Origin of the sequence: Anaeromyxobacter oryzisoli (genome assembly GCF_022690765.1) — a bacterium.
GTDB classification, from domain to species: domain Bacteria; phylum Myxococcota; class Myxococcia; order Myxococcales; family Anaeromyxobacteraceae; genus Anaeromyxobacter; species Anaeromyxobacter oryzisoli.
The window spans coordinates 1-16,522 of record NZ_JALCZA010000019.1 but is presented as its reverse complement, the minus strand read 5'-3'; the positions used below and the strand labels follow the sequence as shown (position 1 = coordinate 16,522).

Here is a 16,522-nt window from a genome sequence, read left to right as displayed (position 1 = left end):
GCCCGGGCGGCGTCACCTCGGCATCGGGGACCGGGGGGGCGCGGCGCCGCCGGCCCGCCACGCGCGAGCCGGACGGCGGGGCGCCCGGATCCGCTTTGGCGGACGGCTCGCTGCTGCTAGAAGGAAGCGCCGTGAACACCCGAAGACTCGGAGCGGACGGTCCCCTGGTGTCCCGGCTCGGCCTCGGCATGGCCGCGCTGGGGCGCCCCGCCTATCACACCCTCGATCACGGCGCCGACTTCCCCGGCAGCCGCTCCCTCGAGCAGCTCCGGCGGCGCTCGCACGAGGTGCTCGACGCGGCGTTCGAGGCGGGGATCCGATACCTGGACGCGGCCCGCTCCTACGGCGCGGCGGAGGAGTTCGTGCGGTCGTGGGCGGAGGCCCGCCGCCTGACGCCGCGCGACGTGACGATCGGCTCGAAGTGGGGCTACCGGTACGTCGGCGGATGGCGGATCCAGGCGGAGCGCCACGAGATCAAGGATCACTCCCTCGCCAACCTCCGGGTCCAGGCGGCGGAGACGGAGGCGGCGCTCGGGCCGTACCTCGCGCTCTACCAGATCCACTCCGCGACGGCCGACGGGCCCGTCCTCCGCGACGCGGCGGTGCTCGACACGCTCGCGCGCCTGAAGCACCGGGGGATCCGGATCGGCGTCACGGTGACGAGCCCGGCCCAGGCCGACGCCATCGCCCGCGCCCTCGAGATCGAGCGAGACGGCGTGCCGCTCTTCGACTCGATCCAGGCCACCTGGAACCTCCTCGAGCGCTCCGCCGGGGACCGGCTCCGCGAGGCGCACGCGGAGGGGCGCCTGGTCATCGTCAAGGAGCCGCTCGCCAACGGCCGGCTCACCCCGCGCGGCGACCTCGCGGCCGCCGGCGCGCTCGCGGAGGTGAGCCGCGCCGCGGGCAGCACGCCGGACGCGGTGGCGATCGCCGCCGCGCTCGCGAACCCGTGGGCCGACGTGGTGCTCCTCGGCGCGACCACCGTCGATCAGCTCCGCTCCAACGTGAAGGCGCTGCGCCTGGCGCTCTCCGCGGAGAGCCTCGAGCGCCTCGGCGAGCTCGCCGAGGAGCCCGCGCGCTACTGGGCACACCGCGCGACGCTGCCCTGGACCTGATGCACGGCCCGCCCCGGTGTGGCGCGGACACGCGTGGCCGGCCCGTCCCGTGGCCGTCCCCCGGCCCCTTCGGGCCTCGCCGCGAGGTCTCCGGGCGACGCCGCGCTCCCACGGGAGGGCGCGCGTTGGCGGGGACGGCGCAGGGGACGGATACTGGACGGGCGGCGCGGCGGGGGGCCCGGGTGACGGGGCGGCGCGGTTTGCGGTTCCTCTTCGCGCGCGGCGCTTATGGAGGAACCATGCGATTCCTGCACCCCGATCACGACGAGGCGCTCGAGCTCTCGCTCGACGACGTGTTCCTGGTCCCCGGCTACTTCGAAGGGAGCTCGCGGCTCGACGTGGATCTCCGCCCGGTGGACTTCGCCGGCGGCTCGCACCCGATCGTCTCGGCGAACATGAACGCCGTCACCGGCAAGCGGATGGCCGAGACGATGGCGCGGCTCGGCGGCCTCGGCGTCCTGCCCCAGGACATGGACCTCGAGACCGCGACGCGGATCATCAAGCACATCAAGGGGGCCGATCCGCGCTACGACACGCCGCTCCTCGTGACGCCGCGCGCGACCCTGCGCGACGTCCTCGGCATCATCCGCAAGCGCGCCCACGACATGGTGATCGTCGTGGACGACTCCCAGCGCCCCCTCGGCATCGTCACCCGCGCCGACCTGCGCGATCGCGATCAGTACTCGCCCGTGGGCGCGTTCATGTCGTCGCGGCTGGTCACGATCGCCGCCGGGACGCCGAACCGGGACGCGTTCCTCCTGATGGAGGAGCACCGGGTGAAGTCCGCGCCGGTCCTCGACGCCGACGGGCGGGTGGTGGGCGTGCTCACCCGCGACGACGCGGTCCGCCTGGAGCTCCTCGAGCCGTCGCTCGACCCGCAGGGCCGGCTGATGGTCGCCGCCGCCGTGGGGATCTCGGCGTCGGCCGCGACCACCGCCGCGCGCCTCGCCGAGCTGGGCGCCTCGGCGATCGTGCTCGACACCGCGCACGGGCACCAGCGGCGCATGATCGAGGCGATCCGGGAGGTGCGGCGCGCGATCGGGACGTCGCTGCCGCTCGTCGCCGGGAACGTCTGCACGCCGGAGGGCACCCGCGCCCTGCTCGACGCGGGCGCCGACGTGGTGAAGGTGAACGTCGGCCCCGGCGCGATGTGCACCACCCGGATGCAGACCGGCGCCGGCCGCCCCACGTTCTCCTCGGTGCGCGCGTGCGCCCGCGAGGCGCACCAGCGCGGGCGGCACGTCTGGGCCGACGGCGGCGTGCGCGACCCGAGGGACGTCGCGCTCTACCTCGCGGCCGGCGCGTCGCGCGTCATGATCGGCACCGCGCTCGCGGGGACGTACGAGAGCCCCGGCGACATCAAGGAGGATCGCGACGGCCGACCGTACAAGGAGAACTACGGCATGGCGAGCGCCCGCGCGGTCAGCGATCGCACCGCCGGCCTCGACGCGTTCGAGCGCGCGAAGAAGGGCTTCTTCCGCGAGGGGATCTCCACGTCGCGCATCTACATCCGCGAGGGCCGGGAGAGCGTCGGGGCGATCCTCGTGGACATCATCACCGGCGTGCAGTCGGCCTTCACGTACGTCGGCGCGACGACGCTGCCGCAGCTCCACCAGAAGGCGGTGGTCGGGGTCCAGACGGCGGGCGGCTACCTCGAAGGGAAACCGAGGGGGTGAGGCGGGCTCTACGGGGGAGGCGGGGCGCCCGAGGGGCCCCGCCTCCGCGCGACAAGACGCGACGCCCCGCCGTGGCGCCTTCCCGGGGGGCGCGCGTCTGGCGACGATTACGCTTCCCACGAGGAGATCCGCGTCACGGCGTTGGCGCGGGCGCACGGTGCTGGCGACCACCCCACAGGAGCTCCTCCCGCCCTACCGGCTCCCCGCGGCCGAGGTGGTCGCCGCGCTGGACGGCGACGCGCACGAGGGCCTGTCTGCCGACGACGTGCAGCGCCGCCTGCTCCGGTACGGCTGGAACGAGCTGCCGTCGGCGCCGCCCGTGCCCGCCTGGCGCCGCCTCCTCGCCCAGCTCCGCGACGGCCTGACGATCCTGCTCCTCGTCGCCACCGCCATCTCGCTCGGCGTCTGGGCGGTGGAGCGCGAGACCGCGATCCCGTACGAGGCGCTCACGATCCTCGCGATCGTGATCCTCGACGCCGCGCTCGGGTTCGTCCAGGAGCGCCGGGCCGAGCAGGCCGCCGCCGCGCTGAAGGCGCTCGCCGCGCCGACCGCACGGGTGCTGCGCGACGGACGCCCGCTGCAGGTCCCGGCCGCCGAGCTCGTGCCCGGCGACGTCCTGCTGCTCGAGGAGGGCGACGCCCTCGCCGCCGACGCCCGGGTGCTCGAGGCGATCGCGCTGCGCACCGCCGAGGCCGCCCTGACCGGCGAGAGCACCCCCGTCTCGAAGGGCTCCGCGCCGATCGCGGCGGAGGTCGGGATCGCCGATCGCGACGACATGGTCTTCCAGGGGACCGCGGTCGCGGCGGGGCGCGGACGGGCGGTCGTCACCGCCACCGGACGCGCGACCGAGCTCGGCCGGATCGCCGGCGCGCTCCAGGAGACGGCGCCCTCGCAGACGCCGCTGCAGCGCGAGCTCGATCGCGTCGGGCGGGCGCTCGGGCTCGCGGTCGTCGTCATCGCCGTCGTCATCGCCGCGACGATCCTCCTCGTCGAGCGCCTGCGCTCGCCGTCCGACCTCGTCGCCGTGCTGCTCCTCGCGGTGTCCCTCGCGGTGGCCGCGGTGCCCGAGGGGCTCGCCGCCGTCACGACGATCGTCCTCTCGCTCGGGACGCAGCGCATGGCGGCGCGCCACGTCATCGTGCGGCGGCTCTCGGCGGTCGAGACCCTCGGCGCGACGACCACCATCTGCACCGACAAGACCGGGACGCTGACCCGGAACGAGATGACGGTCCGCGCGGTCGTCACCGCGAGCGGCGACGTCGAGCTCACCGGTGCGGGCTACGATCCCGCCGGCGAGCTCCGGCGCGCGGGCGCGGCGCCGACGGACCCGGCGCTGCTCGAGGAGCTGCGGCGGACGCTCGCGGCCGGGTGCCTGGCGAACAACGCGGCGCTGGTGCGGCGCGACGGGCGCTGGGCCATCCAGGGGGATCCGACCGAGGGCGCGCTGGTGGTGGCGGCGCGCAAGGTGGGGCTCCCGCAGGAGGAGCTCCAGCGGCGCCACCCCCGGCTCGGCGAGATCCCCTTCTCGTCGGAGCGCAAGCTGATGAGCACCGTCCACGGCGACGCCGACCACCCCGGGCGGGCGCTGCTCCTCGCGAAGGGCGCGCCGGACGTCGTGCTGGCGCGCTGCACGGAGGAGCGGATCGGCGGCGGGACGCGTCCGCTCACCGCGGCCCGGCGCGAGGAGCTCGCGCGCACCGTCGAGCGGCTGGCGGCGCAGGCGCTGCGGACGATCGGCGTCGCGTCCCGCGATCTCGCGCGCGGGGCGCTCCCCGCGTCACCCGGCGAGGAGCTGGAGCATGAGCTCGTCTTCCTCGGCGTCGTCGGGATGATCGACCCGCCCCGGCCCGAGGCCCGCGCCTCGGTGGACGCCGCCCGGCGCGCAGGCGTGCGGGTGCTCCTCATCACCGGCGACCACCCCGCGACGGGGGCGGCGATCGCGGCCGAGCTGGGGATCGCCGCGAGGGGGGGACGGACGCTCACGGGGGCGCAGCTCTCCCGGCTCGACGACGCCGCGCTCCGCGCCGCCGTCCGGGAGGTCCCGGTCTACGCGCGCGTCGCGCCGGAGCACAAGCTCGGGATCGTCCGGGCCCTCGAGGCGAACGGCGAGATCGTGGCGATGACCGGCGACGGGGTGAACGACGCGCCGGCCCTGAAGGCGGCGGACATCGGGGTCGCCATGGGGCTCGCCGGCACCGACGTCGCGAAGGGCGCGGCCGATCTGATCCTGACCGACGACGACTTCGGCTCGATCGTCGCGGCGGTCGAGGAGGGCCGCTCGATCTTCGCCAACATCCAGCGGTTCCTGCGCTACCTGCTCTCCTCGAACATCGGCGAGGTGCTCGTGATGTTCCTCGGGGTGATGCTGGCCGGGCCGCTCGGCCTGGTGCCCGAGGAGGGATCGGCCCTCGTCGCGCCGCTGCTCGCGACCCAGATCCTCTGGATCAACCTGCTCACCGACGCCGCCCCGGCGCTGGCGCTCGGGGTCGAGCCGGGCGACCGGGACGTCATGCGCGCGCCGCCCCGCGACCCGCGCAGCCACGTGATCGGCGGGCGCGCCTGGGCCGACATCGTGTTCGTCGGAGCGATCATGGCGGCGGGGACGCTCCTCGTCCTCGACGGGTCGCTGCCCGGCGGGCTCGTCCCCCCGCTCCGCGCCGGGGGCGGGCTCCGCCACGCGCAGACCATGGCGTTCACGACGCTCGTGCTGTTCCAGCTCTTCAACGCCTTCTGCGCCCGCTTCCCGGACCGCAGCGCCTTCCACCGGCTCCTCGCGAACCGCTGGCTCTGGCTGGCGGTGCTGACCTCCGTCGCGCTCCAGCTCGCGGTGGTGCACGCGCCCTTCCTGCAGCGCGCCTTCGGCACCGTCCCGCTCGCCCCGCGCGACTGGCTCGCCTGCACCGCCGTCGCCTCGTCCGTGCTCTGGCTCACGGAGGCGAAGCGGTGGCTGCTGCGGCCGCGCTGAGGGAGGAGGCCCGCCCGGGATCCCGCCCATGCCCGATCGACTCCTCGTCCTCAACGCGGGCTCGTCGTCCGTGAAGTTCTCGCTCTTCGCCGGCCGCGGCGAGGACCTCGCGCTCGAGGTGCGCGGGCAGCTCGAGGGGCTCGCGGGCGAGGGGGAGCCCCGCTTCGTGGCGCGCCGGCCCGACGGCGCCGTCGTCGCGGAGCGGCGCTGGGGCGAGCACGCCTGGCTCGGCCACGACGGCGCGCTCGACGTCCTGCTCGCGTTCGTGCGGGGCGCGCTCGACGGCGGCCGGCTGCGCGGCGTGGGCCACCGGGTGGTGCACGGCGGCGCGGTGTTCTCGGGGCCGACGCCGGTGGACGAGGAGGTGCTCGCGCGCCTCCAGACCTTCGTGCCCCTCGCGCCGCTCCACCAGCCGCACAACCTCCGCCCGATCCGCCTCCTGCGCGAGCTCGCCCCGGACCTCCTCCAGATCGCGTGCTTCGACACCGCCTTCCACCGCGCCGCGCCGGAGGTGGCCCAGCGCTTCGCGCTCCCGGAGGAGCTGCACGCGGCGGGGCTGCGCCGCTATGGCTTCCACGGCCTCTCGTACGAGCACGTGGCGGCGGTCCTGCCCTCGCTCGACGCCGGCGCGGCGGACGGCCGGACGGTGGCCCTGCACCTCGGGAACGGCGCCAGCATGTGCGCGCTGCTCGCGGGGCGCAGCGTCGCCACCACCATGAGCTTCAGCGTGCTCGACGGGCTCTGCATGGGGACCCGCTGCGGCGCGCTCGATCCCGGGGCCGTGCTCTGGCTCGTCCAGGAGCGCGGGCTCGACGCCCGCGCCGTCGAGGGGCTGCTCTACGACCGCTCCGGCCTGCTCGGGGTCTCGGGCCTCTCGGGCGACATGCGGACGCTCCTCGCCTCCTCCGCGCCCCGCGCGCGCCTCGCCGTCGAGCTGTTCACGTACCGGATCGCCCGGGAGCTGGGCTCGCTCGCGGCCGCGCTGGGCGGGCTCGACGCGCTCGTGTTCACGGGGGGCATCGGCGAGAACGCCGCCGCGATCCGGGAGCGCGTCTGCCGGGACGCGGCGTGGCTCGGGGTGGCGCTCGACCCGGCGGCGAACGCCGCGGGCGGCCCGCGCATCACCGCCGCCCGGAGCCGGGTCTCGGCGTGGGTGGTCCACGCCGACGAGGAGCTGACGATCGCGCGGCAGGCCTGCCGGCTCCTGGAGGCGACCGGGCCGACCGCGCGGGAGGGGACGACCATGACCGAGAAGGAAGCCGGGCTGGAGCACACCGCCGTGCCGTCCGCGTTCGGGCCCGCCCGCGCGACCGTGAAGGGATCGCCGCTCGCCCCGGAGGAGCTGCGCGGCCTCGACGCCTTCTGGCGCGCCTGCAACTACCTCGCGCTCGGCATGATCTACCTCCAGGACAACCCGCTCCTCCGCGAGCCGCTCCGCCCCGATCACGTGAAGAACCGGCTCCTCGGCCACTGGGGGGCCAGCCCGGCCCTGGCCTTCGTCTACACGCACCTGAACCGGGTCATCCGCGCGCGCGGCCTCGACGTGCTGTTCCTGGCGGGCCCGGGCCACGGCGCGCCCGGCGTGCTCGGGCCCGTCTACCTCGAGGGCACCTACTCCGAGGTCTACCCGGACCGGAGCCTCGACGAGGAGGGGCTCCGCCGCTTCTTCCGGCAGTTCTCGTTCCCCGGCGGGATCGGGAGCCACTGCACCCCGGAGACGCCGGGGTCGATCCACGAGGGCGGCGAGCTCGGGTACGTGCTCTCGCACGCGTGCGGCGCCGCGTTCGACGACCCGGACCTGATCGTCGCGGCGGTGGTGGGCGACGGCGAGGCGGAGACCGGCCCCCTCGCCACCTCGTGGCACGTGAACAAGTTCCTGAACCCGATCCGCGACGGCGCCGTGCTGCCGGTCCTGTCGCTCAACGGGTACAAGATCGACAACCCCACCCTGCTCGCCCGCGTCCCCTCGGAGGAGCTCGTCAGCCTGCTGCGCGGCCTCGGCTGGACGCCGTTCCTGGTCGAGGGATCCGAGCCCGCGTCGATGCACCAGGCGATGGCGGCGACCCTCGACCGGTGCGTGGAGGCGATCCGCGGCGCGCAGGCCGAGGCGCGCCGGACCGGCGTCCCGGGCCGCCCCCGCTGGCCCATGATCGTGCTGCGCGCCCCCAAGGGCTGGACCGCGCCGGCGGAGCTGGACGGCCACGCGCTGGAGGGCTCCTGGCGCGCGCACCAGGTCCCCATCCCCGGGGTGAAACAGGATCCCGCCCGGCTCGCGCTGCTCGAGCGCTGGCTCCGGAGCTACCGGCCCGAGGAGCTCTTCGACGCCGCGGGCGCGCCCGTGCAGGCGGTGCGCGAGGTCGCGCCGCGCGGGGCGCGCCGCATGGGCGCCAGCGCGCGCGCGAACGGCGGCCTCCGCAAGCGGGCGCTCCGCCTGCCCGACTTCCGGGCCTACGCCGTTCCGGTGGAGTCGCCCGGGAACGCGACGGCCGAGGGCACCCGCCCGCTCGGCGCCTTCCTGCGCGACGTCGTGCGCGCGAACCCGGACAACTTCCGGGTCTTCGGACCGGACGAGACCACCTCGAACCGACTCGACGCGGTGTACGAGGCCTCCCGCAAGCTCTGGCTCGAGCAGGAGCTCCCGTCGGACGCCGACGGCGGGCACCTCGCGCCCGACGGGCGCGTCCTCGAGATGCTCTCGGAGCACACGCTGGAGGGGATGCTCGAGGGCTACCTCCTCACCGGGCGCCACGGCCTGCTCTCGTCGTACGAGGCGTTCGTCCACATCGTGGACTCGATGTTCAACCAGCACGCGAAGTGGCTCTCCTCCGCGCGCCCGCTGTCGTGGCGCGCGGAGATCGCCTCGCTGAACCTGCTCGTCACCTCCACGGTCTGGCGCCAGGACCACAACGGCTTCACCCACCAGGATCCCGGGTTCCTCGACGTGGTGCTGAACAAGAGCCCGGAGGTGACCCGGATCTACCTCCCGCCCGACGTGAACTGCCTGCTCTCGGTGGCCGATCACTGCCTGCGGAGCGAGGACTACGTGAACGTGATCGTGGCCGACAAGCAGCTCCACCGTCAGTACCTGACGATGGAGGCCGCGGTCGCGCACTGCGCGAAGGGGGTCGGGATCTGGGACTGGGCGAGCAGCGACGAGGGCGCGGCGCCGGACGTGGTGATGGCCTGCGCCGGGGACGTGCCGACCGAGGAGGCGCTGGCCGCCACCGCGATGCTGCGGGAGGAGTTCCCGGACCTGAAGCTCCGGTTCGTGAACGTGGTCGATCTCTTCCGCCTCCAGCCGGAGTCGGAGCATCCCCACGGGCTGCCGGACCGCGACTTCGACTCCCTCTTCACGACCGACGCGCCGATCATCTTCGACTTCCACGGCTACCCGTGGCTCGTGCACCGCCTCGCCTACCGCCGCGCCAACCACCGCAACCTGCACGTCCGCGGGTACAAGGAGAAGGGGAGCATCGACACGCCGCTCGGGCTCGCCATCGCGAACCAGATCGACCGCTTCAGCCTCGCGATGGACGTGATCGACCGCGTCCCCCGGCTGCGCACCGCCGGCGCCCACGCGAAGGAGCGGTTCCGGAACCGGCAGCTCGCCTGCCGCGAGTACGCCCACGCCCACGGGATCGATCCGCCGGACGTCGTCGGGTGGCGGTGGCCGGGGACCGATCGCGGCGCCGGCTCGCGCTGAGCGGCGCCGGCGCCGAGGGAGGGCGTCGGCGCGCGCTCGACGGGGACGAGCCGCCTAGCGCGCGCCGGCCGCCTGCACGGCGCGAGCTGCGCGCGGCGGCTCCGGCTGGGGGAGGGGCGGCGCCCGCCGATCGTCCGTGGAGCCGCGCCCGACGACGACGTGCGCCACGCCGGTCGTCTTGAAGAAGGAGACGACGGCCAGGAGCTTCTCGGCCTGGACCGACATCTCCTCCGCGGTGCTCGAGAGCTCCTCCGCGGCCGAGGCGTTGCGCTGGGTGACCTGATCCACGACCCCCATCGCCTTGCCCACCTGGGCGACCCCGTCGCTCTGCTGCTGCGACGCCCCCGCGACCTCCTGCACCAGCTCGGCGGTCCTCCGAATCGCCGGCACGAGCTGGGCGATGAGCTTTCCCGTGCGCTCCGCGATCTGCACGCTGCCCGAGGCCGTCGCGCCGATCTCGCGCGCCGCCTTCTGCGAGCGCTCCGCGAGCTTGCGGACCTCGGTCGCGACGACCGCGAAGCCGCGCCCGTGCTCGCCGGCGCGGGCCGCCTCGATCGCGGCGTTCAGGGCGAGGAGGTTGGTCTGGTAGGCGATCTCCTCGATCACGGAGATCTTCTCCGCGATGGAGCGCATCGCCGCGACCGTCTCCTCCACGGCGCGGCCGCTCTGGTCGGCGTTGCGCGCCCCCTCGGTCGCCATCCGCTCCGTCGCCCGCGAGTTCTCGGCGTTCTGGCGGATCGAGGCGGTCATCTCCTCGAGGCTGGCGGTGGTCTCCTCGACGCTCGCTGCCTGCTCGCCCGTCCCGACGGACAGGGTCTGCGACGTCGCGGAGACCTGCGAGGACGCCCCGCTGAGCGCCTCCGCGCCGCTCCGGACCTCGTCGATCACCTCGCCGAGCCGGTCCACCATCTCCTTCGCCGCGCCGAGCAGCCGGCCGGTCTCGTCCCGGCGATCCACGACCGGGGCCGCGCGCAGGTCCCCCTTCGCGAGCCGCTCCAGCACCTCCACGACCTTCGCGATCGGGCCGGTGATCGAGCGGGTGATGTAGAGGCTGACGAGGACGCCGAACCCCACGGCGACGGCGAGGATGAGGAGCATCGTGTTCCGCACCCTGGCCGCCGCCTCCTCGACCGCGCGGCTCGCCGCGTTCACGTCCCCCGCGTGCTTCTCCGACATGCCGCGAAGCGCGGCCTCGGTCTCGCCGATGCCCGCGTCCGAGCTCTCCATGAAGCGGTTGGCCTCGTCGGCGGTCGTTGCCAGCCCGGTCGAGACGGACGCCTCCGTCTTCGCGAAGCCGGCCTCGTAGTTGGCGAGCACCGTGAGCGACTGGGCGACCAGGGCCTGCTCCTGCGCCGTCTCCGTCGCCTTCTCGAGCGCGTCGAGCTTCTTGCGGAGCGCCTCGATCTCCGCGCGCCAGGAGGCCAGGGCCGGGTCCTGCTTCTCCGGGCGGCCGAGGTTGATCAGGTAGTCCTTCTCGAACCGGCGGATGCTCTTGATGCCGTCGTAGGCGTCCGCCGCGAGCCGCGATCGCGCGAGATCGTTCTCCATCGCCTCGCGAGTGGTGTCGGTGATGGAGAGGATGCCCCAGTAGCCGGCGACGGCGACGGCGACGGTGATGACGAGCATCGCGCCGAAGGCGAGCGCGAGCCGGACTCCGATGGCGAGGTTCTTCAACGTTCGACCCCTTCCAAGCGCGATCGGATCGGCCGCAAGGTGGTGGGCGCTCGCCTCGTGCGAGCGCAACCACGGCGAACCCGCGCGGCTCCATCACCGCGCGCCCCTTTTACTGCCGCCGGAATCGCGCTCATAGGGGGTACTCGCAGCCCCACGGGTGAAGTCGGTGCGTGCAATCACGCAGCGCCTCACGGTCAAACACTCGTCAAACCCGCGAATTGGAGCGGCCAGGTCCTCGATTCGGCGGTCGATGGAACGTGCGGCGCCCAATCGCACGCAATCGCGACCGCGGCGCCTCGCGGCGATCGTTCGACGGTCATCGTGCCGGAATCTCTCCAGGACCTCTTCGACCCTCCGCGTCATCCGCCCTCGGTGCTCGCGCCCGCGAGCAGCTGTTGATCTTTCATGGCGTGATCATTGCTAGAGCGGGGCGCGCTTGGTCTCGGCCGGCAATTCAGACCTGCGGCATTTCAGCGCGCACCCTGCGTCATCAGGTCCACGCAGCGCGCCGGAGGCAATCCACGATGATCCGTCGCTTCCTCTTCACCACACTCTTCATCCCGGCGATCGCGCTCGTCGCGCCCCCGGCGGCGGCGTTCGAGCTGGCCGACGGACGCCTCAACGTCGGCTTGACGGGTGGAGCCGCGTACGCCCGGACGGACCACAACACGTTCGCGCGCGGGGACAAGGAGGGGCAGTACGACAACACCTCGCTCGCCGTGGCCATCATCGGCCACGTGTCGGATCAGCTCAGCGTCGTGGGCCGGTTCGACATCGAGAGCCAGGAGGACGGGGCCGAGATCGACTGGGCGTTCGCCGAGTGGAAGGTGAACGACGCGCTCCGGCTCCGCGCCGGCATGGGCAAGCACGCCTTCGGGAACTACGGCGAGATCCTCGAGGAGGGGACGCTGCGGCCCTTCTTCGACGTGCCGCACAGCATGTACGGCCCCGCCAACATCGCCGGCGAGGGCTACACCGGCCTCGGGCTCACCGGCTTCTTCCGGCTCGGAGAGCGGTGGGGGCTCTCCTACGACCTCTACGGCGGTGAGCTGGACGTGGAGACCTCGAACGCGCTCGCCCGGATCGCGGCCCCGGCCCTGAACCCCGCCGAGCGGTTCGTGATCGAGACCCGCGACATGATCGGCGCGCGGCTCGGCCTCGAGATGCCCGGCGGGCTCGTCGCCCGGCTCTCCGGCTACACTGGCGTCGAGGAGGAGTACGGCACCGTGGCCGAGGGCGTCCGGCACACCGCGGCCGCCGGCTCCACCGAGTACCTCGGCGAGTCGCTCACCTTCCGCGCCGAGTACGCGTACATGATCGAGCAGAACACCGAGACCACCCGGGCCGCTTACGTCGAGGCCGCGTGGCTCTTCGGCAGCGGCCTCCAACTCGCCGGGCGCGTCGAGGGGAGCTGGTCGAAGATCGACGGCTTCACCGGCTCGTCGCCGAACCTCCGCCACCGGGAGGCGGCCGTCGGCCTGAACTACTGGTTCTCGCCCGAGTTCGTGCTGAAGGCCTCCTACCACCTCGTGGACGGGAACCGGTTCGCGTTCGCGCCGTTCCCCGAGGACGGCACCGTCCCGTCGCCGATCCCGGAGGCCAGGGAGACGACCCAACTCTACCTCGTCGGCGCGCAGTTCAGCCTCTAGGGAGGAGACGTCATGCGCATCGTGAAGCTCGCGGCCGCCCTCCTCTCCCTCGCCCTCGCCACCCCCGCGCTCGCGGAGGAGCCGTTCAAGGTGATCGCGAACCCCGAGGTCTCCACCGACGCCCTGTCGCGGAGCCAGCTCTCCGACCTCTTCCTCAAGCGGACCACCACCTGGCCCGGCGGCGGGAAGGTGGTCCCCGTCAACCTCTCCGAGGACAGCCGCACGTACGAGGTGTTCTGCCAGTCGGTGCACGGCAAGCCGGGGTCGCTGATCCACACCTTCTGGAAGCGCGTCGCCGCCTCCGGGCGCGACACGCCGCCCGCCGTGCGCCACTCGGACGAGGACGTCGTCGCCTTCGTGCGCTCCACCCGCGGCGCGATCGGCTACGTCTCCGCCGCCGCTCCGACCCCTGGCGTGAAGGTCATCCGCGTCGGGAACTGAGAGCTCGTCGAAGAAGTTCGACGAGCTCTCAGGCCGACCCGCGTGAGCGGGGCGGCGGGTGGGGTGAAGCGCCCGAATTCACTTCGGGCGCGCGGGGCGGGCGACGGCCCGCCCCTCCTGGATGGTCAAGGCCCGTCGATTGTTCGACGGGCCTCGAGCGCCGCCGGCCGCGAGGGCGGCGGGGGTCGTCTCCCCCGACGCTCTTCGCGGCCCGCCGGGGCCGGTCTGCCTTCTTCAGCGCGCCTTCGCGGCCGCGCGCGCGAACGCCGGCGCGGCGCGGGCGATCACCCGCTCGTCCACGCAGAACGCGAGCCGGACGTGGCCGGGGAAGCCGAAGCCGCGGCCCGGCACCGCGAGGACGTTCTCCTCGAGCAGGAGATCCACGAACCGGAGATCGTCGCCGCCGGGGGCCTTCGGGAAGAAGTAGAAGGCGCCCCGCGGCATCGCGAACTCGATCCCGGCGCCGCGGAGCGCGGCGGCCATGGCCTGGCGGCGACGGTCGTAGACGGCGACGTCCACCGACGCGTCGAGGAGCCGCTCCACGAGCTGCTGGCCGAGGACCGGCGCGTTGACGAACCCGAGCGTCCGGTTCGTGAGGGTCAGGGCGTCCACCAGGAGCTGGACGTCGGGCATGGCGGGGTTCGCGACGACGTAGCCGACCCGCTCGCCGGCCAGCGACAGGCTCTTCGAGAAGGAGCCGATCACGACCGAGAACGGCGAGACGGGGAGCGCCGGCGGAACCGTGGCGCCGTCGTAGGCGAGCGCGCGGTACGGCTCGTCGGCGACGAGGAAGATGGGCCGCTCGCGGCCGGCGTTCCTGCGGGCGAGCACCTCGCCCAGGGCGCGCATCGTCGCGGCGTCGTAGACGCAGCCCGCCGGGTTGTTCGGCGAGTTGACGATGATCGCGCGGGTGCGCGGTCCGATCGCCCGGTCCAGGGCGTCGAGGTCGAGGCCGAAGTCCGGGGCCTTCGTCGGGAACGTCCGGAGCACGCCGCCGAAGTGGCCGGCGTACGCGCCGTACTCGACGAAGTAGGGCGTCGGGCAGAGCACCTCGTCGCCCGGCTCCAGCACTGCGCGGAAGAAGGCGACGAGGCCGCCCGCGGCCCCGCACGTCAGCACGAGGTGGCGCGCCTCGACGGCCGTCTGCTGCTCCACGGAGACCTTGCCGGCGACGGCCGCGCGGACCGACGGCAGGCCGGCGTTGGGGCAGTACCCGACGCCCATCGGCCGGACGGCGCGCTCGGCCAGCTCGCGCAGGACCTCGCGCGCGGCGGCCGGCGGCGGCACGTCCGGGTTGCCGAGGCTGAAGTCGAAGACGTTCTCCGCCCCGACCCGCTGCTTCAGCTCGAGCCCGGCGTCGAACATGCGCCGGATCCAGGAGGCCTCCTGCATCTGCTTGCGGATCTCGGGGGTGATGACGTGCATGGCGGCTCCGGGAGCGAGGGAAGAAGCTATTTACCGCACGGGTCTTCGGAGCGGAACCCGCTGACCGCCGGCGCGGCCCGGGCGACGGCGAACCGAGCACCGGCCGTTCCCGTCGTCGTCTCGTCGGCATCGCCGCGGGCGCCCGCCGCAGGCGGGGGAAGGGGCACAGCCCCTCCGCGCGGGGACCGCGAGCGGATCCCCCGCGAAGCGGGGGTCGCGAGCGGTCACGGGCCCCGCGCAGCAGGGGTGGGGCCCCGACGGCTCTGCCGGCGGGGCGGGGCGGCACGCCCCGTCGAGAGAAGCCAGGAGGGCGTCCTCTCACTCCGGCTGATGGAGTCTCCCGCGGCTCGGCGAGCGCGTACCGATCCGTACACCCCGTTCCGTCCGGTACGAGGCCGGCGCCCCGTGAGCTCGGCAAGTACGCGAATATACGTGCGGCACGGCTGTTGCTCTCCGGGCGGGCAGCCGCATGACGCGGCCAGGAAAGGTGAACGAGATGAAGAGCAAGATGCTCCACGCCGGCACCGCCGCCGCCCTCCTCTGGGCGGGCGCGGCGCAGGCGCAGGAGGCGGCGCAGCCCGGGGCCGCCGGCGCCCACCAGCAGACCGACCAGCAGCAGACCACCTCCCGCACCGCCGCCCGCGCCGCGATGCACGAGGCCATGCAGCGGCAGCTCGCGACGCCGCCCACGCCCGCGCAGATGCCCGGGATGGGCGACCGGGCCGCCGCCGCGGCCGACGCGGCCGCCGCCGCCGACGCCACCGCGGCGCACCAGCGCGCGCGCCAGATGCAGCAGGTCCGCGACGCCGCCCGCCACCGGGCGATGGCGCACGGCGCGCGGGACGCCGCGCTGGCGCAGGACGACCTGCCCGGCCAGGGCGGGATGCACGCCGGGGCGATGCACCAGGGCTCCGGGATGATGGGCGGCGACTCGGGGTCCACCCAGGGCGCGGGGATGATGCGCACGGGCGACATGCACGGCGGCTCGGGCGGCATGATGCCGGGCTCCGGCTCCACCTCCGGCTCGGGCGGGATGATGGGCGGGAGCGGCACGACGTCGGGGACGGGCACGATGTCCGGGACCGGGACGACCACCGGCACGGGCATGACCTCGGGCAGCGGCACGACCACCGGCACGTACGGTGGCGGCTCGATGATGAAGTGATCGGGGTGCCACGGTGATCGCGACTGTTCTCCCCATCGCCGTCCTCGCGCTCGCGATCTCCGCCGGGCCGGCCGCCGACGAGCACCTGCTCGCCGGCGCCGGCGCGTTCCGCGATGGTCGCTTCGACGCCGCGCTCGTCGAGTTCCGCGTCGCCGAGCAGCTCGGCGCCCCCGAGGCCGCGCCGTACGCGGCGGCGGCGCTCGTGAAGCTCGGCCGGCCGGAGGATGCGCTCGAGGCGTTCGCGTCCTCGCCCCCCGGCGGCGACGAGCTCCTCGACTGGTACCGCGCGCTCGCGTGCTACGACGCGCGGCTGTACGGCTGCGCCGACCGGCTGCTCGCGCGGCTCACCGGCGCCGGCCCGAAGACCGCGGCGGCGGCCCGCGAGCTCCGCGCCCGGATCGACCGGGTGCTCGCGCCGGTGCCGTCGATCGCGTCGGTGAACTGGTACCTCGCCCGGTGCGAGGAGCGCCGCGCGCAGCGGCGGAGCGTGCTCGCGGCCGCGTACTGCCGCGAGGCGGCCGACCTCGGGGCCCGGCGTCCGGACCGGCACGGCGTCGCGCAGGCCACCGCGGCGCTGGCGCGCCCCGAGCCCGCCGCGCTCCAGGGAGGGCGGCGATGATCCCCGCCCTCCTCGCCGCCCTGGCGCTGGCGGCCTCCGACGCGTGCGCCGCCGTGGTCCCCGCGGCCGCCCCGGACCCCCCCCCCCCGG

The 16,522-nt window shown here is 74.5% G+C and carries 10 protein-coding genes; 8 read left to right on the top strand and 2 right to left on the bottom strand.

Annotated features, from left to right (window positions below; translation table 11 throughout):
- Nucleotides 1-131: 131 nt before the first annotated feature.
- From MNZ27_RS08575 to MNZ27_RS08560, 4 genes are all read left to right on the top strand, one after another.
- Nucleotides 132-1,115: an aldo/keto reductase gene (locus tag MNZ27_RS08575; protein WP_242393630.1), complete on the top strand. Its 984-nt coding sequence runs from the start codon at nucleotides 132-134 to the stop codon at nucleotides 1,113-1,115.
- Between the two features lie 239 nt (nucleotides 1,116-1,354).
- On the top strand, nucleotides 1,355-2,791 hold the full coding sequence (locus MNZ27_RS08570; RefSeq protein WP_242393629.1) for a GuaB1 family IMP dehydrogenase-related protein: 1,437 nt from the start codon (nucleotides 1,355-1,357) through the stop codon (nucleotides 2,789-2,791).
- 157 nt (nucleotides 2,792-2,948) lie between these two features.
- Entirely contained in the window at nucleotides 2,949-5,756 is a 2,808-nt protein-coding gene (locus MNZ27_RS08565) for a cation-translocating P-type ATPase (protein ID WP_242393628.1), read from the top strand.
- Nucleotides 5,757-5,784: 28 nt separating this feature from the next.
- Entirely contained in the window at nucleotides 5,785-9,459 is a 3,675-nt protein-coding gene (locus MNZ27_RS08560; protein WP_242393627.1) for a phosphoketolase, read from the top strand.
- A gap of 54 nt (nucleotides 9,460-9,513) precedes the next feature.
- Here the strand turns inward: MNZ27_RS08560 and MNZ27_RS08555 are convergent, their stop codons facing one another.
- A complete protein-coding gene (locus MNZ27_RS08555) occupies nucleotides 9,514-11,133 on the bottom strand; it encodes a methyl-accepting chemotaxis protein (RefSeq protein ID WP_242393626.1) in 1,620 nt (539 codons plus the stop codon).
- A 524-nt stretch (nucleotides 11,134-11,657) separates the two neighbouring features.
- Between MNZ27_RS08555 and MNZ27_RS08550 the strand changes: the two genes are divergently transcribed.
- Both MNZ27_RS08550 and MNZ27_RS08545 read left to right on the top strand, forming a co-directional pair.
- Nucleotides 11,658-12,782: a hypothetical protein gene (locus tag MNZ27_RS08550; protein WP_242393625.1), complete on the top strand. Its 1,125-nt coding sequence runs from the start codon at nucleotides 11,658-11,660 to the stop codon at nucleotides 12,780-12,782.
- A gap of 12 nt (nucleotides 12,783-12,794) precedes the next feature.
- Nucleotides 12,795-13,223 carry a type 2 periplasmic-binding domain-containing protein gene (locus tag MNZ27_RS08545; RefSeq protein ID WP_242393624.1) on the top strand — a complete coding sequence of 143 codons (429 nt, stop codon included), beginning with the start codon at nucleotides 12,795-12,797 and terminating at the stop codon, nucleotides 13,221-13,223.
- 234 nt (nucleotides 13,224-13,457) lie between these two features.
- Here the strand turns inward: MNZ27_RS08545 and MNZ27_RS08540 are convergent, their stop codons facing one another.
- Nucleotides 13,458-14,648 carry a pyridoxal phosphate-dependent aminotransferase gene (locus MNZ27_RS08540; protein WP_242393623.1) on the bottom strand — a complete coding sequence of 397 codons (1,191 nt, stop codon included), beginning with the start codon at nucleotides 14,646-14,648 and terminating at the stop codon, nucleotides 13,458-13,460.
- 496 nt (nucleotides 14,649-15,144) lie between these two features.
- Between MNZ27_RS08540 and MNZ27_RS08535 the strand changes: the two genes are divergently transcribed.
- Both MNZ27_RS08535 and MNZ27_RS08530 read left to right on the top strand, forming a co-directional pair.
- Nucleotides 15,145-15,813 carry a hypothetical protein gene (locus MNZ27_RS08535; RefSeq protein WP_242393622.1) on the top strand — a complete coding sequence of 223 codons (669 nt, stop codon included), beginning with the start codon at nucleotides 15,145-15,147 and terminating at the stop codon, nucleotides 15,811-15,813.
- 13 nt (nucleotides 15,814-15,826) lie between these two features.
- Complete coding sequence (locus MNZ27_RS08530) at nucleotides 15,827-16,432, top strand: hypothetical protein (protein WP_242393621.1); 606 nt, start codon at nucleotides 15,827-15,829, stop codon at nucleotides 16,430-16,432.
- Nucleotides 16,433-16,522 lie beyond the last annotated feature (90 nt).